General features: G+C 39.5%; 22 protein-coding genes. 5 read left to right on the top strand and 17 right to left on the bottom strand.

Features of this window, described 5'->3' with window-relative positions:
• Window positions 1-123 precede the first annotated feature (123 nt).
• The 14 genes from RB214_RS12180 to RB214_RS12245 form a co-directional block, all read right to left on the bottom strand.
• Window positions 124-1,035, bottom strand: a complete 912-nt coding sequence (locus tag RB214_RS12180; protein ID WP_309167173.1) for a flagellin — start codon at window positions 1,033-1,035, stop codon at window positions 124-126.
• A gap of 277 nt (window positions 1,036-1,312) precedes the next feature.
• Complete coding sequence (gene flgL, locus RB214_RS12185; protein WP_309167177.1) at window positions 1,313-2,527, bottom strand: flagellar hook-associated protein FlgL; 1,215 nt, start codon at window positions 2,525-2,527, stop codon at window positions 1,313-1,315.
• A 2-nt stretch (window positions 2,528-2,529) separates the two neighbouring features.
• On the bottom strand, window positions 2,530-4,596 hold the full coding sequence (gene flgK / locus RB214_RS12190) for a flagellar hook-associated protein FlgK (protein ID WP_309167179.1): 2,067 nt from the start codon (window positions 4,594-4,596) through the stop codon (window positions 2,530-2,532).
• A gap of 1 nt (window position 4,597) precedes the next feature.
• The gene (gene flgJ / locus RB214_RS12195) at window positions 4,598-5,614 is read right to left on the bottom strand and encodes a flagellar assembly peptidoglycan hydrolase FlgJ (RefSeq protein ID WP_309167181.1); all 1,017 of its coding nucleotides are present in this window, start codon (window positions 5,612-5,614) and stop codon (window positions 4,598-4,600) included.
• Between the two features lie 172 nt (window positions 5,615-5,786).
• Window positions 5,787-6,881 (bottom strand): flagellar basal body P-ring protein FlgI, encoded by a 1,095-nt coding sequence (locus RB214_RS12200; protein ID WP_024592771.1) that lies wholly within the window; start codon window positions 6,879-6,881, stop codon window positions 5,787-5,789.
• An 11-nt stretch (window positions 6,882-6,892) separates the two neighbouring features.
• Complete coding sequence (gene flgH / locus RB214_RS12205) at window positions 6,893-7,576, bottom strand: flagellar basal body L-ring protein FlgH (protein ID WP_309167185.1); 684 nt, start codon at window positions 7,574-7,576, stop codon at window positions 6,893-6,895.
• Between the two features lie 16 nt (window positions 7,577-7,592).
• A complete protein-coding gene (gene flgG / locus RB214_RS12210; RefSeq protein WP_002959420.1) occupies window positions 7,593-8,381 on the bottom strand; it encodes a flagellar basal-body rod protein FlgG in 789 nt (262 codons plus the stop codon).
• 21 nt (window positions 8,382-8,402) lie between these two features.
• Window positions 8,403-9,146 (bottom strand): flagellar basal body rod protein FlgF, encoded by a 744-nt coding sequence (locus RB214_RS12215; protein WP_149591735.1) that lies wholly within the window; start codon window positions 9,144-9,146, stop codon window positions 8,403-8,405.
• Between the two features lie 143 nt (window positions 9,147-9,289).
• A complete protein-coding gene (gene flgE / locus RB214_RS12220) occupies window positions 9,290-10,672 on the bottom strand; it encodes a flagellar hook protein FlgE (protein WP_309167189.1) in 1,383 nt (460 codons plus the stop codon).
• 58 nt (window positions 10,673-10,730) lie between these two features.
• Window positions 10,731-11,411, bottom strand: coding sequence for a flagellar hook assembly protein FlgD (locus RB214_RS12225; protein ID WP_309167190.1), 681 nt, complete (start codon window positions 11,409-11,411; stop codon window positions 10,731-10,733).
• A gap of 13 nt (window positions 11,412-11,424) precedes the next feature.
• Window positions 11,425-11,856, bottom strand: a complete 432-nt coding sequence (flgC, locus tag RB214_RS12230; protein WP_010553247.1) for a flagellar basal body rod protein FlgC — start codon at window positions 11,854-11,856, stop codon at window positions 11,425-11,427.
• A 5-nt stretch (window positions 11,857-11,861) separates the two neighbouring features.
• Window positions 11,862-12,269 (bottom strand): flagellar basal body rod protein FlgB, encoded by a 408-nt coding sequence (gene flgB / locus RB214_RS12235; protein WP_165723551.1) that lies wholly within the window; start codon window positions 12,267-12,269, stop codon window positions 11,862-11,864.
• 145 nt (window positions 12,270-12,414) lie between these two features.
• Window positions 12,415-13,245: a protein-glutamate O-methyltransferase CheR gene (locus tag RB214_RS12240; RefSeq protein WP_010553245.1), complete on the bottom strand. Its 831-nt coding sequence runs from the start codon at window positions 13,243-13,245 to the stop codon at window positions 12,415-12,417.
• A gap of 17 nt (window positions 13,246-13,262) precedes the next feature.
• Window positions 13,263-14,198: a chemotaxis protein CheV gene (locus RB214_RS12245; RefSeq protein WP_309167195.1), complete on the bottom strand. Its 936-nt coding sequence runs from the start codon at window positions 14,196-14,198 to the stop codon at window positions 13,263-13,265.
• Between the two features lie 140 nt (window positions 14,199-14,338).
• Here RB214_RS12245 and flgA point away from each other — a divergent pair, with 140 nt between their 5' ends.
• The 3 genes from flgA (at window position 14,339) to flgN (ending at window position 15,867) form a co-directional block, all read left to right on the top strand.
• The gene (flgA, locus tag RB214_RS12250; RefSeq protein ID WP_309167197.1) at window positions 14,339-15,046 is read left to right on the top strand and encodes a flagellar basal body P-ring formation chaperone FlgA; all 708 of its coding nucleotides are present in this window, start codon (window positions 14,339-14,341) and stop codon (window positions 15,044-15,046) included.
• Between the two features lie 76 nt (window positions 15,047-15,122).
• The gene (gene flgM, locus RB214_RS12255; RefSeq protein ID WP_024606233.1) at window positions 15,123-15,443 is read left to right on the top strand and encodes a flagellar biosynthesis anti-sigma factor FlgM; all 321 of its coding nucleotides are present in this window, start codon (window positions 15,123-15,125) and stop codon (window positions 15,441-15,443) included.
• Window positions 15,436-15,867, top strand: coding sequence for a flagellar protein FlgN (gene flgN / locus RB214_RS12260; RefSeq protein ID WP_010553241.1), 432 nt, complete (start codon window positions 15,436-15,438; stop codon window positions 15,865-15,867). The genes flgM and flgN overlap by 8 nt, the downstream gene beginning before the upstream one ends.
• 193 nt (window positions 15,868-16,060) lie before the next feature.
• Here the strand turns inward: flgN and RB214_RS12265 are convergent, their stop codons facing one another.
• Together RB214_RS12265 and RB214_RS12270 are read right to left on the bottom strand one after the other, a co-directional pair.
• Window positions 16,061-16,282 (bottom strand): hypothetical protein, encoded by a 222-nt coding sequence (locus RB214_RS12265; RefSeq protein ID WP_165723555.1) that lies wholly within the window; start codon window positions 16,280-16,282, stop codon window positions 16,061-16,063.
• Window positions 16,283-16,473: 191 nt separating this feature from the next.
• Window positions 16,474-16,932 carry an LPP20 family lipoprotein gene (locus RB214_RS12270; protein WP_008168853.1) on the bottom strand — a complete coding sequence of 153 codons (459 nt, stop codon included), beginning with the start codon at window positions 16,930-16,932 and terminating at the stop codon, window positions 16,474-16,476.
• Between the two features lie 130 nt (window positions 16,933-17,062).
• On the opposite strand from RB214_RS12270, the gene RB214_RS12275 reads away from it, so the two are divergent.
• Window positions 17,063-18,256, top strand: a complete 1,194-nt coding sequence (locus tag RB214_RS12275) for a flagellar assembly protein FlgT (protein WP_101217123.1) — start codon at window positions 17,063-17,065, stop codon at window positions 18,254-18,256.
• Here the strand turns inward: RB214_RS12275 and RB214_RS12280 are convergent.
• Window positions 18,253-19,152 (bottom strand): LysR substrate-binding domain-containing protein, encoded by a 900-nt coding sequence (locus RB214_RS12280; protein ID WP_010553232.1) that lies wholly within the window; start codon window positions 19,150-19,152, stop codon window positions 18,253-18,255. The genes RB214_RS12275 and RB214_RS12280 overlap by 4 nt on opposite strands.
• 112 nt (window positions 19,153-19,264) lie before the next feature.
• Here RB214_RS12280 and RB214_RS12285 point away from each other — a divergent pair, with 112 nt between their 5' ends.
• On the top strand, window positions 19,265-19,993 hold the full coding sequence (locus RB214_RS12285; RefSeq protein WP_165742732.1) for a glutathione peroxidase: 729 nt from the start codon (window positions 19,265-19,267) through the stop codon (window positions 19,991-19,993).
• Window positions 19,994-20,016 lie beyond the last annotated feature (23 nt).

Genomic DNA, 20,016 nt, shown 5'->3' on the forward strand with positions numbered 1-20,016 from the left:
TGCCCGAACTTTTCTAAGCTAATTTATAGTAATAGCCTCCTGTCAGAGAAACTTTACTTATAATTATGTGTTTCAGTATTGCGTTTATATGCGGGCTAACACCTTGTTAGCCCGCGTATTACGTTAACCTAGTAGTGACAATGCCGCTTGTGGACGCTGATTCGCCTGTGACAATATTGTACTGCTCGCCTGTTGTAAAATCTGTGCTTTGGTCAACGTTGCCGTTTCTGTTGCAAAATCAGCATCTTTAATACGTGAACGTGCCGCTGATACATTCTCAATGATGTTCGTTTGATTACGGATTGTTGATGAAAAACGATTTTGTACCGCACCTAGCTGGGCTCGTTTTGCATCAATTGCGCCTATCATCGCATCTACCGCGGCTAAAACATCCTGCGCTTCCCCTACAGATGTGAATGACATACCACTGGCATTTGCAAAAGCATTTGTCGCTCCCGAACCCGTACCTGTCACTGCACTTGCTGCTGCTGCTAAACCACTCACTGTAAAGCTATTTACTGAAACTGTTCCACCCGACGCTGCCGCTATCGAGGTCATTGTCATGCTGATAGTTTGATTCGCATCAGCACCTACTTGGAACTCTGCTGAGTAGCTCCCATCCAGTAAGTTTGTACCACCAAATGTTGTATCGCCTGCAATACGATTAACCTCTTCACCTAACTGTCGCATTTCTAATTGCAGGGCCGCTCTATCTGAACCTGTATTTGAACCATTCGCTGCCTGCCCTGCTAATGTACGAATACGTTGGAACATACTTGTCATTTCATCCAACGCACCTTCCGCTGTTTGCGCCAGTGAAATACCGTCATTTGCATTTCGGTTACCTTGCGTTAAGCCATTTATTTGACTCGTTAAACGGTCAGAGATTTGCAAGCCTGCCGCGTCATCTTTTGCACTATTAATACGTAGACCTGAAGATAAGCGTTGAAACGCTGTATCAAGCGTATTACCTGAGTTCATTAACTGTCTTTGAGCATTCAAACTTGATACATTTGTATTTACATAAAGTGCCATGATGGTTCTCCTGAGGTAAACGCTGTGTTTACACTTAACTTAATCTTTTAAGCCTTTGAATCGATTTATTCATCAGCTGCCTTATTTAAGTTATCGGGCACGTTTTAAAATACTTTAGATTTTTATTACTCAAAAAACAAAATAAAGAAATGCACTTTAGTATTAACCATAAAAAACATACACTTAAAAAATCATCAGGATTATTTAGATTAACTAGGAGGAGATATAAAGTTGCACATGAGGATAAGGCAAACTTTTGCCTTATCCTCCATTTAATTTATAGATAATCGAATAGGGAAAGGTTTGCTAACCGACCAAACGTTGCTTGAGATGCTTGCAGTGATGATTCTTGCTTAGTTAAATCGGAGATAGCCTCAGCCATGTCAACTTCAATAAGTTTTGCTTTCGCTTGTTTATTATTAATATCCGAAGTTAAATTAGATGAAGCTATTCTATCCGCAGTATTGAATCGAGCACCAAGACTCGCCTGCGTTTGCGAGATAAGGTTTTTTGAATTTGTAAGTCCTACGAGAGTATTAGACAGTACTTCTTTAAAATCCGCATTACTTAAAGAGTTATCAGATAGTGCAACTGATAACTTATTCAGAGAATTTAGTAAATTTTCTTTTTTAGGCTCTTCTAATTCAAAGCTAATACTTCCTGGAACTGTGTTGGGAACATCAATATCTAAGCCTGAAATGGACAAGTTACTACCACTGTACGTCCCACTCTGAATTGTAACGCCACCTTGTAACAAATCGTAATCTGTTGCAGAAGTAAAATTAACGGTGATTAAATTCGCATTCGCAGCCGCGTTCGGATCAGCGTTATAATTGTCCTGATGGAATCGATCAAATATAGGTTGCTCACCAACATACACATCTGCTCCTGCAGGAGTGACTGAACTTCTTTCTATATTTAAGCGTTTTTGTGCTTTTTCAAATACTTCATAACCATTATCACTCGACTTGATTTCAACCCCATCAGCGACCTTAATACGGTGCTGACCCTGATCGCCGTTATATTCGTATGTATTTGTATTCGAGTTAAATGAATAAGTCTGCGCATTATCCTGATAGCCTGAAAAAATATAACGGCCATTTTCTGACTTTGCATTCATCCAACTAAAAACCGCTTCTTTAATTGATTCAATCTCACCGGCCATGCTTTTTCGATCGATGTCTGACATTGCCCCATTACCTGCTTTAATGGTTAGAATGTTTGCCCTATCTACCGACTCTTTGATACTTTCGAGTACACCTTCCTGTGTTTCAAGGCGACTTTTCAACATTTCAGAATTTTTAACATGTTGCTCATTTATTTGAATTTTATCGTTAAACAACATTGCCTGAGATATTATCGCGGGAGCCTCTGATGAAGAGAGATACTTTTTCCCTGTATTAACACGCTCTTGTGCATCAGCAACGCGTTGCTGATTTTCAAGTATTTTATCAGTGCCATTTTGGTACATTAAATTATTAGATAAACGCATAATTACCTCGCCGCATTTAATAAGGTGTCAAAAATTTCTTGAGCTGCTGCTAAAACTTGTGCTGATGCTGAGTATGATTGTTGAAAACGCAGTAAATTTGCGGCCTCTTCATCAAGGTTTACTCCAGATAGTGATTCATACCATGCCTCAGATTGTTGTGCTAGAGCGTCAAATGCAGCCCCACTTGTGATTGCTTGGCCAGTTATAACACCTATATCACTCACTAATCCTGAATAAGCTTGGTTGAACGTTTTATGATTATCGGCTGTTGCTGTTGTTTCTACATTTAAACGTACTAACTCACCATTTTGTAAATCAGCTAATTTTAAACCATTACGGTTATCATCAAAGCCGCCTTCGTTAAACTCAAGTGTAAAGGTGTCGCCTGTTGCTGGTGTACCTTCTATATCAAAGTCAAAACCATAATCGCTGTATGGCGTTCCTGCTTGAGATAAAACATTATTACCTGGCGGTGGAATAATAATTGTTGTTGCCGTATTATTTTCATCAGAAATTTGATATTCGTTTGCAGTGCCTGTTTTAACTAGGGTAATAACGCCATTGGTCAAACCGGGAGCTGTGCTAAAACCACCCGATGTTACACTTGTAACTTCTCCTGCTGAAATAGTAGCGGTACCGGTATTATCTATACTGTTAGCTGTACGAATAGGGGATGCGAGTGCTAGGTCTTCTGCGCGACCTGTTGCAAGTGTGATACTTGAAGCGGAATCTGAATTAAGCTTTATTTGAAATTGATCACCCACGTTACCTGTTTTGCTTGTATCTATATTTAATTGGAGTCCGAAGGAGTCTTTTACTGTTGCAAGCACTTCTGGTGTTGTAGGTGTTGCCGCTTGATAAGGGACTGCATTTCGAATATCGTCTGCATTTATGATCCCATCGGCTGGGATATCTGCAACTGATGGATCACCTAGCGGCTCGCCTTTATTATCTACTGGTTGAATAGAAACCGATGTCGCACTGGTATAAGTAATAATAAAATCACTGGCAGGTAATTCACTGCCTTTACCTGGCTCTACCGTTGCAGTCATACCGGCAGTACCGGTGTTAGCTTGATACGCATAAGCGCCAACGGTAGGTATATTAAAAATATTCCCCCCTAGCTGGCCTGTTGCATCCATACCCAATTTGTTTTGCTCATTAAATGCGTCAGCTATCGCTAAGCCCATTTGACCAATTTGGTTTTGCGCAGGGACTAATATGTCATCTCTAAAAGAAAGTAAGCCGCCAATTTTGCCTTTGAGTTTACTTGCATCAACTTCAAGCGGCACTGCTTTGCCACCATTAACGTCAAGCTTAAATTCTTTAAAATTAGGATCGGGGTCGCCCGTCATCGAAAATAAGTTAAATGCGCCATTTTGCATAACAACTGCTTCGCCTGTGCCCATAAAAACGAGCTTTTCGCCATTTGGACCATCAAGCGTTTCTATGTCTATTAGCTCTGATAAGTCGCGTATCGCTTTATCACGTTCGTTATAGGTAGAGCTCGCATCTGCGGCGTTATTAGTGCCATTAACTGCTGCAATATTTTGATTTAGCGTGCTAATACTTTGAATGAGTGAGTTTGCTTCATCTGAAAATATTTCGAGCTGCTCGTTTACTATACTTTTTTGATCAAGCACGATGCCCGAAAGCCTATCCATTTGATCAATTAAGCTTTGCGCGTCGGTCATTACTAATGAGCGAGCAACGGTAGATGACGGCTGATTAAGCGCTTCTTGCACGTTATTAAATAAAGAGTTAATGCCAGTCGAAAGGTTGTTCGACTCTTCAGAAAAAATAGTATCAACTCGATTAGCCTCAGTAATAAACTGATCGAAAAACGATTTATTAGAGGTGTCACGATTTAGCTGTGACTGAGCAAACTCGTTTAGTAATCGGTATGTTTCGCCTCGCCCCACTTGGTTGTCAACCATAGTGGTAAATTCAGTACGCTCACGTACGTAACCTACGGTATTTACATTGGCGATATTTTTACTTGTCGTTTGCAGTAGCTCCGAGCTTGCTCTAACCCCAGAACTGGCAATGTTTAATAAATTAAACGACATGTTACTCTACTCCTTGGCGGATCACGTTTGCCGCAATGTCTTTTAGCTGGCTGCTATTGAGCACATTTTTTATTTTACTGGCGTAATTTGGATCGGTTGCATAACCTGCTTTTTGCAATGAATCTAAAAAGTCATTTGGTTTTGCTGTATTTTGTAATGCTTCTTGGTAGCGTGGGTTTTGCGTTAAAAAATCAACGAAGTCGTTCACACTATCTTTAATTGAAGCGTAGGCTCTAAAGCTGGCTTGTTTTTTAACGGGTGTGCCTTGCTCAAACTCAAGCGTTACTTTGCTTGCTTTGTCGCCTTCCCAGCTTTTATCTGACTTAATATTAAATAAGTTATTTGAGCTGCCACCGTCACTTTTATTAATAATGTGCTTACCCCAACCGGTTTCAAGTGCTGCTTGTGCAACCATTACCGCTGGGTTTAAACCAATTTTTTGCGCTGCAGTTTTAGCGTGTTCCCACACTGAACTTACAAACTCTTCTGCATTTTTAAATGTTGGGCTATCGGCTTTAGACTCTGCAGTATTAACTTTAGGCTCAGCAATATCGGCTTTAGTGCTCTTAACGATAAGATCGGGTTGATTATTTTTTTGCTCATGAGGAAGCGCTGATCCGACTTGCGTATCGCTAAAAATATCGTTGGTTGTTCTAAGTACAGAGCCTGGCATAAAGTTTTTAGACTCAGGCGATAACTGCTGAACAATTAAATCGGCAAGGCCTAAAGAGCCATTTGATGAAAGCTCTGTTGAAAGCTGCTGGTCGTGCATTTCTTCAAAAAACTTTACGCCACTTGAATTAAATGGACTGTCTTTGTCTTCAAATGCTTCGTTGGCTTTGCGCATTCCTTTGAGCAGCATTTGCGTAAAAATAGCTTCAAATTGTGCGGCCGCTTTTTTGAGCGCAGCTTTAGAGGCATCAGTTGATGCATCGCCACTGGTTAAGGCTTCTTTACGAAGTGAATCTAAGTTGCCTAAATCAAAAAAGTTTTGCTTATCGAGGTGGTTAGTTTCCATCGGCTTTTTGACACAAAATGAATAATGCAGTTAAAAATGCAAAAATTGAGCCACTACCGATAAAAAGAGGAAGATAAAAATAATAAACTTAAGTTGCTGTAAATAAAAAGCCCTATATCTTGTTTCAAAAATATAGGGCTTAAGTAATACGTTATTTATTGGCTTGGGTTATTTATATAACAACTAACTGTCCGTTAATTGCGCCAGCTTCTTTTAGTGCTTCTAAAATAGCCATTAAGTCACCAGGCGCTGCGCCTACTTCGTTAATTGCGCGAACTAAATCGTCAAGGCTTACACCTGGATTAAATACAAAGGCGCGCGAGTCATCTTGATTTACATCAATAATACTTTGCTGTGTAACAACAGTATCACCGTTTGCTAGCGGGTTTGGTTGTGACACATTTTGTTGTTCTGCAATTGTTACTGTTAAGCCACCGTGAGTTATAGCGGCAGGCTGAAGCTTAACGTTTTTACCAATGACAATTGTACCTGTGCGCGAGTTAACTATAATTTTAGCGGCCATATCAGCTGGCTTAAATTCTAAGTTTTCGAGTGTTGATAAGTACGATACACGCTGGGATGCATCGCGTGGTGCTATAACACGAATAGAAACAGAATCAATTGCTTGTGCGCTATTTGGGCCGACTAAATCATTAATTGTTTTTTCTAGGCGTTTTGCCGTTGTAAAGTCTGGGCGGTTTAGGTTGAAGGTAATGTAATCGCCTTGCATAAATGGACTTTCTACTGTGCGTTCAACTGTTGCGCCATTTGGTATACGACCAACGGTAGGGGTGTTAATTACAACCTTACTGCCATCAAGACCTTGTGCGCCTAAGCCACCTACAATTAAGCTACCTTGTGCAATTGCGTATACGTTGCCATCTACACCCTTTAAAAAAGTTTGTAGTAAAGTACCGCCACGCAAGCTGCCTGCACTACCAATAGACGAAACCGTAATATCGATTGTTTGCCCGGGCTTTCTAAATGCGGGTAATTCTGCATGAACAGCAACAGCGGCAACATTTTTAATTTTAGGACTTTGAGTTGAAGGTAGCGTAATACCAAAGCTGTTCAACATGCCTCTAAAACTTTGTTGTGTATATGAGTTTTGCTCGCCAGTGCCCGGTAAACCAACCACTAAGCCATAACCAACTAATTGGTTAGAGCGCACGCCCTCAACCATAGACACATCTTTTATGCGCTCAGCACTGGCAGTAAACTGCCAACCTAATAATACAACTAAACATAAAGCTTTAAGGCTATTCATGTTGTTACCCTCTAAAATGGAAACAGCGAACTGCTAAAGAAACGTGTAAGCCAACCAGGACTTTGCGCCTCTTGCGTTTGCCCTTTACCTGAGTATTGAATACGTGCATTAGCAATGCGGTTTGATTCAACCGTATTATCGGCGCTTACGTCTTGAGGGCGTACTAGCCCTTCTAAACGAATAAACTCTTCGCCGGTATTAAGCGTTAGCCATTTTTCGCCGCGTATAACTAAATTACCGTTAGGTAAAACACGCATAACATTTACCGAAATATCGCCTACTAAGCTGTTTGACTGGTTTGATTTTGAATCGCCCGTAAACGACGAATCACTACCAATACCAAACTGAATACTATCGCCACCTATATTTACAGGTAGACCACCTAATCCAATCACTGGGTCTAAACTTGCGTCGGTTTCTTTGTCTGTTTCTGTTTTAGCAGCTTTTGTTGCTTGAGTAGACTCTTGTAACTTAACCGTAATTATATCGCCAGTACGTAGCGCTTTTTTATCAGAATATAAGTCGTTTGATGTATGAGTATTAAACAATGAACCCGTTGCTACCATCGGCTCTAAAATAGGCTCGGGGTACATAGGTGCATAGTAAGGGTCGTCCTGTACTACTTCGCTATTTTGCGTAGACATACAGCCACTTAAAAATAATGTGCCCGCTGCAAATAAAATAATATTACGCATAATTCCCCCTACTCTATTAAAGCTGTTGATTGATATAACTCATCATTTCGTCAACGGCCGAAATTACTTTTGAGTTCATTTCGTAAATACGCTGAGTTTCTATTAGATTTACCAGCTCTTCAGTCACATTTACGTTAGATGTTTCGAGTGAGCCTTGAATAATACTACCTAACCCTTCAACACCCGGGTTACCTTGTACCGGTGCACCACTTACAGCAGTTTCGGTATAAAGGTTTTGACCAATTGGCTCAAGACCCGATGGATTAATAAAGTCACTAATTGTTAGCTGACCAATTACTACGTTATCCGCTTGGCCTGCAACACGTACAGATACTTCGCCATCTTGCGACACCGTAATTGATTGCGCGTCGTCTGGTACATTCATTTCTGGCTGAATCACATAACCTGCGCCCGATGTTACAATTCGTCCATCGCCATCGGTAGTAAACTGGCCGTTGCGCGAGTAAGCAATATTGCCATCTGGTTGCAGTACTTCAAAAAAACCTTCGCCAGAAATCATCCAATCTAGTGAGTTTTCGGTGGTCAACATGTTGCCTTGCGTAAACTCTTTTTGATTAGCTACAACTTTAGCACCCGCACCTAACATTAAGCCTGATGGCATTTCGGTATCTTGCGATGAACGACCACCTGGTTGATTAATATTTTGATAAAGTAAATCTTCAAATATAGCGCGGCTTTTTTTGTAACCTACAGTACTCGCATTCGCTAAGTTATTTGAAATAACCGATATATCGGTTTGTTGAGCGTCTAGCCCCGTTTTACTGATCCACAATGCTGGATTCATAATCGTGTCCTCACTTTAAAGTTAAACTATGCGTAATAACTGATCTTGACGCTCGTCAATTTCTTCAGCTGTTTTCATTAATTTCACTTGTAATTCAAATTGGCGCTGGTGGCTTATCATGTCGACCATTTCGTGAACCGGATTCACATTCGACATTTCAAGCGAACCACTTAAAACTTTTACATTGGCAGAGGTATCTACTGTTACATTTGCTTTTGGTCTAAATAAACCGTCGTTACCTTTTTCGAGCTGTGAGCTATTTGCTTCTACCACTCTAAGCGTGTCGATTTCTTCTAAAAAATTAGCGGGAGCGCCTTGCGGGCGAACTTGAATAGCGCCATCTTGGCTAAACCCTATTTTTTCGACTGGGACGGGTAAAATAACAGGGCCGCCTTCGCCAATTACTTGACGACCACCGCTCGTTACTAACATGCCTTGCGCAGTAATATTGAGCGTACCTACTTTGGTATAAGCTTCGTTACCAGAGGCATCTTGCACGGCAAGCCACGCGTTATCGCTCATTGCAATATCTAAATCGCGCCCGGTTTGAACAATGCCACCCGATACCATGTTAGAACCCGGACGCTCTTGCATTGCAAATACTCGTGTAGGCAAACCTTCGCCAAACGCTTGCATAGAACGCGCCTGTGCAAAGTCAGCTTTAAAGCCTGTTGTATTTGCATTCGCCAAATTATTGGCTTTAAGCGCAAGTCCCTGTAGGCTTTGCTTAGCGCCAGAGGCCGCAATGTAGACCATTTTGTCCATAGTATCGACTCACATAAAAAATCTCTGAAATTATAAATGCAAAATAGATGCCAAATTAAATTTGACGCAACATTGAGGGTATTAAGAAGAGCTCATAAAAAAGGCTGCAAAAATGCAGCCTAATATATTCAATTGAGTGTAGCTTATCGAATCTGCAAAATACTCTGCTGAATTGTTGAGTTAACTTCAAGCGCACGTGAGTTTGCTTGGTAATTACGCTGTGCAGTAATTAAGTCTACTAGTTCAGTAGTTAAATTGGTGTTTGATTGCTCAAGTGCAGATGAATTTATTGATCCTAAAGTACCCGATCCTGGCTCACCTGCAATAGGCTCACCCGATGTTAAGCTTTTTTTCCACGCAGTATCGCCGACTTGCTGTAAACCTTGCGAGTTTGAAAAGCGAACCATAGCTACCTGGCCTAAAAATGATGTATCACCATTACTGTATGACGCTACAATTTTACCATCTGTACCAATGTCAATTCCGGCTAAACGACCAACAGTAGCACCATCTTGCTCAAGCGCTTTTACTTCAAAATTACTAGCGTATTGGGTAGGCACCTTATTTGCGGTACCAGTTTCATCACGCCAATTAACTTCGATATCTGCAGGAAAGCTTGCACCATTCGTTAATAAATCAGAAAGGCCTGCTGTACCGGAGGCTGCATCACCTCCAATTATCGAAATAGGATTAAAAGTATTCGCTACATTATCTACAGCTGGATCACCTGTTGTTGACGGTACGCCGCTTGAGTCAAATCCTAGGGTTGTTAAAGGTGCATAAGGCGTAGTCCCATCTTGAAGCACGCCATCCTCTCCAAAACTGTCACCATCAAGGGTAGTATAAACATCCCATTTATTTGCGTCAGTCGCAGTTGCGGCGTCATCACGTTTCACAAAAAACAACTGTAAAACATGTGGCTCACCTAATGAGTCATAAACTGTAGTTGATGTTGATGAATTATAAGTAGCACTTTCATCTGGATTAAATGGAAGCGTTGGTGACTCAACTCGCGAATCTAAATTGAATGAGCTATATACACTTGTTGTTGCACGCGGAGAGCCTGATGAATCAGGAATTTGCAAAGCTGATGAAGTGCTTAGGCTTACTGATGTTGTATTACCTGTTGCTTCGTCAACAGGGAAACCTTGTAAAAAATTACCTTTAGCATCAACTATGAAATTATCTTGGTTTAATTTAAATGCACCTGCTCGTGTGTATGTTAAGTCTTGCGAAGATAAATCGTCTGTCATCGCAAAATAACCTTCACCAGTGATTGCTAAATCAAGTGAGTTATTTGTAAATTGTAGTGAGCCTTGATGAAACTGTTGTGCAACCATTGTCGCTTGTACACCATCACCATTTTTAGTCTTACCAGAGCTAAATACTGATGAAGCGTAAACATCGGCAAACTCAGCGCGCGACTCTTTAAAACCTGTTGTATTTACGTTTGCAATATTATTTGCCGTTACGTCTAAATCTTTTTGTGCGGCAGCTAGGCCGGTTAATGCAATATTGAAGCTCATAATTTACCTCTAACCTGTTAATCTGTGGCCTGCTGGCAGGCAAGAAATATTAAATTTGTTACGCGATCTCTGCAATGTCGGTTAACCTAACCGCACCTTCTTTAGTGTTAACAATGATGCCGCTTGAACCGTTGATATTTACACTTTCAATATTTTTGAAAGTTGCAATAGGTAAGCTAGAAAACTGACCATTGGTACTACCTTGTGCCGATAACGTGTATTCCCCTTCAGGTAAACGCTCACCGCTTTCATTATTACCATCCCAAGCGAAGCGAACAGCGCCCGCAGGCTGAGAACCCATATCAATTGTTCTCACTAGCTGTCCTGAAGCATCAGTTACACTAAGTGTTAAACTTTCAACTGCACTTTCAGCAACGATAGACCCTTTAGCATCACCTGATTCATTTAAATCTAAAGTATTAGATTCTAATAAAGCCTGCTTGCCAACAAGCGTTGAAGCTTGCAGGGCTGAGTTTGATGTCATCGAAGTAGCTAACGTATCAAAATTTGAATTCAAATCGCTAATACCCTGCGCCATCGTAAAGCTAGTCATTTGAGCAATCATTTGATCATTATCCGCAGGATTACTGGGATCTTGATACGATAATTGCTGAGTTAACAAAGAAAAAAAGTCTTCTTGCGTTAACGCATCGCTTTCACCATCGCTGGTCGCTACTTGCGATTCTTGCCAACGCAAAGAGTCTAAATAGGATGAAGATGTACTAATATCGTTACTCATAACCTACCCTCGGTTACCGCTGCCCTAGCAACAGTGTTTTACTTAGCATTTGCTTTGCTGCATCAGCAACTTGCACGTTTGTCTGGTAAGAACGAGAGGCAGAAATCATATTTGCCATCTCCTCTACAACATTAACGTTGGGTTTATAGATATAGCCATTTTCATCCGCACTTGGATGATTTGGGTTATATTCAATTTGTAATGGTGCATCGCTTTCAACAATACCCAAAACTTTAACACCAACTGCGGAGCCCTGTTGATTACTTGCTGATGCTGAAGCCTTTGTTAGCTCAGCCGCAAATACAGGTTGGCGCGCTCGGTACGTTTTGTCTTGAGATGAACTAATGGTATTAGCATTAGAAATATTACTAGCTGTAGTATTTAAGCGAACGTTTTGTGCGCTCATACCCGAACCTGCAATATCGAAAACATTATATAAACTCATAATTTTTATCCTTGACTACCGAGAGCTTTATTCAGACCTTTGAATCTGCCGCTTAAAAATTGCAAGCTGGCCTGATACTCCATAGCATTCTGTGTATACAAGTTTCGTTCCACTTGTATATCAACCGAGTTACCATCTCCTGTATCTGATTGATTTGGTAAGCGAAATGATTCAGAATTGCCCATACTATGAGTACCTCCACTAATGTGTTTATCGTTAGTTCTTACCATGGTATTGCCGCTTTGCTGGGTTGACCTTGCCGCTTTTAATGCCGAGGCAAAGTCTATATCTTTTGCTTTATAGCCAGGCGTATCAGCGTTAGCTATATTAGTTGCAATTAATTCTGCTCGCTGTGAACGGATCAACATGGCTTGCGGATGCACACCTAATGCTTTATCAAAACTGATAGCCATAACCTTCTCCAAAAAATTGACTTACCCATGAATAAAGCAAAAAATAAGCCATTTATAATAAGGAAAGTTATATTTTTATAAGGCCATGTATCTAAATAGAAAAACGACGCTGAGTGCGTCGTTTTAGGGAAAGGAATTAGCTTAATTATTTCTTTTGGTAAATAATACCGGGGTTGCATCTAACCATATCGAACTCAGTACTTAAGCCAGTCAAGGACTCTGATGCACCTAAAAACAAGTACCCTTTTGGATTTAACGCTTGTGCAAACTGATTAATAATTTTAGCTTTTATTTCAGGAGCAAAGTAAATAAGTACATTACGGCAAAAAATAATATCAAACTTGCCCATTAACGCGTACGAATCAAGCAAATTTAAATGCCTAAAACTAACTTGTTTTTTTATTGTATCGTTTACTTGTGCCATACCGTTGCCGCTATCTTTAAAAAACTTTTTACGACGTTCTGCCGATAAGCCTCTGGCAAGTGCAAGCGCGTCGTATTCTGCATTTTTACACATATCAAGCATGGTATTAGATATATCTGTACCAATAATTTGCGCTCCCATACGTAGCACGCCAGGTTGCTTAGCTTGAAACTCGGCAACCGACATGGCAATCGAGTAGGGTTCTTGCCCTGATGAGCTGGCAGCAGACCAAATTTTTAATGGTCTTCTTAACTCTTTAAACTCAGGGAATAATTTATTTTGAAGTAATTCAAATGGGTATTGATCTCTAAACCATAACGTTTCGTTTGTGGTCATTGCATCAACAACAGCGGCTCTTAATTGCCGCTCATGAAGGCCAAGTGTTTTACTTACTAATTGTGATAAAGATTCCACATTAAATCGAGCCATGAGTGGAGCAAGTCGACTTTTAACTAAGTATTGCTTGTTTTCACCTAAAACAATACCGCATTGCTGCTCTAAAAACGAACGAAACTGGTCGTATTCACTTTGCTGCAAATCTTTATTATTCAAATCAATAACACCTATTTTTATTGGTCACTATGGACCCATTTTTTAACCGCAGTTGCTAACTCATCAGGGTTAAATTTGGCGATAAAGTCGTCAGCACCTACTTTTTCTATCATTGCTTGGTTAAACACACCACTCAATGATGTATGTAAAATAACATGTAATGGTGCAAGCTTAGGATCTGCTTTTATTTCAGCTGTTAATGTATAACCGTCCATTTCTGGCATTTCAACATCAGAAATAAGTAATGCAACTCGCTCAGTAATGTCATTTTTACAATCAAGTTCTGCTATTTCTTTAAGCCTAATTAAAGCTTCTTTACCATTTTTAGCAAGCTCCGTTTGCACGCCTAGCGGTTCTAGGGCACGTTTAACTTGATTACGCGCAACAGCTGAGTCGTCTGCAATAAATACGATACGCTCGCCTAAGTCTTTTTGAATGTCGCCACTTTGTGCAACTTCAGCACTTACTTCTGTATTTACTGGGCAAATTTCATTAAGTATTTTTTCTACGTCTAAAATTTCTACTAATTCATTTTCGATTTCGGTCACGGCTGTTAAATATGAATAACGCCCGGCACCTGATGGTGGTGGCATTATTTTTTCCCAATTCATATTTACAATACGCCCAACCCCGCCCACTAAAAAGCCTTGAACCGAGCGGTTGTACTCAGCAATGATGATAAAACTGTCTTTAATATTTTCTATTGGGCGCCCGCCTACAGCCATCGACAGGTCGATTACTGAGATAGTTTGACCACGAATATGAGCAACACCACGAATATAAGCATTCGATTTTGGCATGCTTGTAAGTGGAGGACATTGCAATACTTCCCTCACTTTAAATACATTAATGCCAAAACGCTGACGCCCTCTGAGCTTAAATAAAAGTAATTCTAGGCGGTTCTGCCCAACCAACTGCGTGCGTTGGTTTACTGAGTCTAAAATGCCTGCCATTCAAATCTCCTAAAGAAAACAAATAATGCGGAACGATAATTGCTTCCTATTAATAAAGCTACATAACATCGCGGGAGCGTCTACTTTTTGACGCAAAATATTTATACCCTGTTTGAAACCATAAGCATAGTCGAAACATTATGAGTTTGTTAAAAAAAGTCAGAAGATACAGTGTTTTTTATTTTGTTGCTAGCCTCTGCTTTGCATTCCCTTTGCAGGCCAAAGTATTTAGCAAAGATTTATTACAAGAGATGGCTGTTGCTTATATAACTGAGCAGATTGGTATATTAAAAAATACTAATATGCAATTAAGTGCACTGCCTTTAGATAGTCGCATTCCTGATCGTATTTGTAATTCTGACCTTGAATTATCAACTTCCGATGAACCACCATTTAACCGCCAAGTAACTTTACAAGCTAAATGTAATGATGCTCAAATATGGGCTCAATATGTCCATGTAAGAGTTGTTGAAATGGCGCCTGTTGTTGTAGCAATTGCTAACTTAGCTCGTGGTGAGGTAATAACTAAATCGCATTTAAGTATTGAAATGAAACCAACTCACTTTGTAAGAGTGCAATATTTAGATGATCCCACAATTTTAATAGGTAGCAGAAGTAAACGAAATATTAGAAGTGGTATGCCAGTATTACTAAACCAAATTTGTATGGTGTGTAAAGGTGACTCTGTTAATATTTACGCTAATCTCAGAGGCCTTAGAATTAAAACAACAGGTATTGCATTAGAAGACGGTACTTTGGGCGATCAAATACAAATTAAAAACAAAAAGTCAGGTAAAATTTTAAATGCGCGAGTAGATGGTGTAGAGTCTGTTCAAGTAAATATTTAATTTAGATTTATACTAAAGTATCCTACGTATATGCCGATAACTTGGCATAAGTTGGGTAATATACAGGTTTATTATTATGGTTAGTCAAGTTAATGGCAGTAATCAACAAGCTAATGCACTTACAAATGCAAAGCAACAACAAGTTGATTTAAAAAAAGATAATGCAAATACACAAGCTGCTCAAGCTCCTTCGCCTAAGGCTGCAAGTGATTCTGTAAGTTTAACGCCGCAAGCGCAGCAATTAAAAACGCTTCAAGATAAAGCACAGCAATCACCTGGCTTTGACAGCGATAAAGTTGCTGAGCTTAAAAAAGCAATAACTGAAGGTAAATACCAAGTGGATAGTGAAAAGCTTGCCAAAAATTTAGCTGATTTTGAGTTTAACGTATATGGCTGATCATAATAGTTTAATTAGCGTAAAACTAAACCAACAAGTAAGTTGTTTAGACTCTTTGCATACGCTATTAAACGACGAGCTTACTGCTATTGCCTCACGACGTGGTGCTGGTTTAAAAGAAATTGCCCAACAAAAAATGTCTTTTTTAACTAAGTTAAGCACCCTTGATAAAGAGCTAAGTAAGCTAATTGCTAGTAACGACTCACAAAATTCTGAAATATCTGAGCTAATAAGCCAAGTTAAAACCCAACTGGCACAATGCCAAAAACAAAATAACGTTAATGCTCATGCTGCCCGCCAAGCGCAACTAAGTGTTAAACAATTAAAAGAGATATTAATTGGCGCACCAACGTCAATGACCTACGATCAAGCCGGTAAATCTGTAAATACCGAGAGTAAACTGGTTCGTAACTTAAAAGCTTAAGCCCCAAATTTTACATTAAAAAAGCCTTATTGACTTATCAATAAGGCTTTTTTAATGTCCTTTATTCTTAAATTTAGTTATAAATAATACCAATTCACTTAATTATGTAAGCCCCCCCTTAATAAATAATTAGGGGGGCTTTATTGGTATTAAATATCCGTTTGATTATTACTACTTTCAATTAAGTGTTTAATCATTTCCTCCGATTGATTTTGTACATCAACTGCAGGTGCTGCTGTATCAATGCTTCCCCGCTTTGGGCTGGGGTATAAGCAATTGCAGAGCCTTCGTCTTCAACCAGTGTATTTAGCGCTATAAGCTGCTCTGCATCTTCGTTAATGATTACATCATCAATATTAAGCGGCTCCGCCGAACTCATTTGCACCGTTTGCTCAGGTGTTGATAGACCACTCAAGTTACCTAAATCTATCGTTTCAGTGCTTAATATGTTGTTGCTTGAAAGCAGATAAAACCTTTGTTATTGAACGATCTAAAATAAGTGGCAATAAAATACATCTGTTGAGCACTACGCAATCTGCTTAAAAATTAATCCTAACAACAGCATAGCACTCAATATAAGAGGATGAGATATTTTGAATAACTTTTTTAGTAGTACGTTACTTTTTTAACTTCGCGTGGTTTTACTTCACCTATGTATAAATCGTGCACACGCTTCATGTTGAGCTCAAGCTCGGTTACATAGGTATCATCAACAGCATACGTTTTTATAATTTGCGCACCTTTAATGAGCCCCTGCACTTTACTTTCTAAGTAATCGTCTTGAGCAATTGAACCTTCCACCGTTGTTCCTGCGGTAATTTTTTGCCCATATACTTGTTCAGTAAGCTCGCGGTAAGCCTCAAGCTTAGAAGCTTTAATTGCCATAAGTTGCTTTTGCGACGCGTTAGCGCCTTTTTGTAAGCTAATAGGTGCATACCCTATCGCTTTTAAAACTGGGTAATTATTTGGCTCTACATATTTATATTCAACATGCTTATCAAAAACGCTGCTACAACCACCTAAGGTTAAACACCCAAGTGTAATAAGTAATGAAATCGCTCGCATAGCATCTAGCCCTTGTATAGTAATTAGCAGTACATATGCACGTTTAATGCCATTTATAGTATTACCAAATAACATTGGTACAGTCCTTGCTCTACCTAGTTAATAGCTAACGTTTAATTGGAGTAAAAGTATGAAGTCGTTTTTATCATTGGCATTTGCAGGGTTAAGTGTAACGGCATTATTAACTTTCTCCCCTTTTACTAAAGCGCAGTGGTATGAATCAACAGGCCATGCGAACGTTCAAAATGGTGATACGAGCGCAGCTAAATCTGCCGCTATAAAAGATGCGATTACACAAGCGTTAGTGTTCTCTGGGGCACGGGTTAGCTCGGTGCAAACCTTGGTAGATGGCGTGTTAATGCAAGATCAGCTAAAAATTAGCAGCCACGGCGAAATTCAAAAAATTGAACTGATCAGCGAAAATAAATACGACAATAAATTTGCTGTTACATTACGACTCGATATTTTTTCTCAAACAGAGCAATGCCCACAAAATAGTTTTAATAAGTTTGTGGCCGTTACACAAAGCCAACTTGTTCATCGTGAACATGCCAAAATGGGTCAAATATTTGACGTAAGCAAAGCGATTAGCAAAAATATTTTTACCTCTCTACAAAAATCAAAAATGAGCGCAGTGCCTATTGCTTACTATAATAATGCAATAAGCGTTGATAAATACTTTTCGCAGCAGCACGACTATTCAAACGCTCAATTAGAAGAAATATCTTCGCGCAGTAACGCTCAATATGTTCTGCTTAGCCAAATAACCAGCCTTTCGACTAGCGACAAACTCAATAACGATTATGCATTTTGGCAGGACGAGGCGTATGAGCGCAGTTACAACATTGAGTTTGCACTATTTGATGGCACTACCTATGAGCAGCTTTGGCAAAATAGTTACCATACTCAAGCAATTTGGCCATTTGAAAAAACAACCATAGTGGATGTTAATAGTGATAGGTTTTGGCAATCACCTTATGGGCAAAGCATAACCGATATCAACCAATCAGTGAGTTATGATATTCAAGCAGCCATGGCATGCCTACCTACACAAGGTAAAATAATGCATATGGAAAATAGCAAAATCGTTATTAACTTGGGTAAGGCTCATGGGTTAAAAAAAGGCCAAATGCTAAGCATTGCGCACCATAACTATTTAACCGACGCGGCAGGTAATGTTATGCCGCACACCATCACCACGCTTAATAAAATTCGCGTAGAGCAGCTTTATCAGCAAACCGCAGTAGCAGTCAGTATTGATGACAAACCACTACCTGGCGTGCAAATTAACGATGTAGTAGAAATAATCAGCCAAGATCTTTAGAGTTTTTTACTCAATTTAGCTTTTAAATTAGGGTGAGCCGATAACCACTCGCCCAATTGTTCTACACCCGATAAATGTGGATAATGCTTTCTGCATGCAAACACCACGTTACGCTGCTGATTAGGGAATATAGGCAAGTAATCAATCCCTACACGGTCGGTACATGCTAACTTTGGTACAAATGTAATACCGTCATCCATAGCCACTAACGCTAATAATGTTTCTAAACTATTACCTTTATACTGGTTAGATACATCTACCCCTGCGGAAAAACAAAACTTTTGGGCTTGATCTTTAAAGCAATGACCATCACTTAACATTAATAGGCTGCATCCTTGAAGATCGCTCAGCGCGACTTTTTTATGCTTAGAAAGCGCGTTATCGTGTGATACCGCCACTAAAAAATCTTCTTTGTATAAAGCAACCGTATGGTAATTAATAAGCTCTGGCACATCAGCTAGAATAGCAAAGTCGAGTTCACCCTTGTTTAAAGCTTCTAAAATTGTTGCTGTTTGCATCTCAATAAACGAAAACTGGCTATCAATAAATGCCGCTTTCATTGATGTTAATAACGCAGGCAACAAGTAAGGCGCAATGGTAGGGATAATACCAATAGTTAATTTACCTTGTAGAGGCTCGTTAGAAGTAGCAGCAAGTTCTTTGAGTATTTGCGTTTGTTCTAAAATAATTTCTATTTGCGTCAACAAACGTTCACCTTTTGCTGTTAAGGTGACTTGCTTGGTTGAGCGATCAAACAAAGTAACGCCAAGCTCATTTTCGAGTTTTTTTACTTGACCACTTAATGTAGGCTGGCTAACAAAACATGCATCGGCAGCTTTGCGAAAATGCTTATATTGCGCTATTGCTTTTACATATTCAAAATCTTTTAAGTTCATATTCAGCTCTACGTGATAGTTTATAACTATCAGTTTAATACAAACAAACGATTGGAACTATATTTAATTATTCACCATAATGGCTATCAACAAATCAAGAGGAACAAAAACTATGTTAAACAATATCGAAGGTCAAACAATCCCAAGTGTTACATTTGCAACTCGTCAAAATAACGATTGGAAATCAGTAACAACAGATGACATTTTTAAAGGTAAAACCGTTGTAGTGTTTTCACTACCAGGTGCATTCACACCAACATGTTCATCAACTCACTTACCACGTTATAACGAACTAGCAGGCGTACTTAAGCAAAACGGCGTTGACGAAATTGTATGTTTATCAGTAAACGATACCTTTGTAATGAACGCATGGGCTGAGCATCAAGAAGCGCAAAACATTACTTTACTACCAGACGGTAACGGCGAATTTACTGACGGCATGGGCATGTTAGTAGACAAAAACGACCTAGGTTTTGGTAAGCGCAGCTGGAGATACTCTATGCTTGTAAAAGATGGCGTGATTGACAAAATGTTCATCGAACCAGATTTACCAGGTGACCCGTTTGAAGTATCTGACGCAGACACAATGCTTGATTACATCAACCCTAAGCAAGCTAAACCAGAGCCAATAACTGTATTTACTAAACCTGGTTGTCCGTTCTGTTCAAAAGCTAAAGCGCTTCTTACAGAAAAAGGCTTTGCATTTGAAGAAATTGTTATGGGCTCAGGCGCATCACTAACAAGCCTTAAAGCAGTATCTGGCCGTGAAACCGTTCCACAAGTATTTATTGGCGGTAAGCACATTGGTGGCTCAGACGATTTAGAAAAATACTTTGCTTAATTAATAATTTTGCTCAATTAGTA

Origin of the sequence: Pseudoalteromonas sp. HL-AS1, from assembly GCF_031198785.1 — a bacterium.
Lineage (GTDB): Bacteria > Pseudomonadota > Gammaproteobacteria > Enterobacterales > Alteromonadaceae > Pseudoalteromonas > Pseudoalteromonas distincta.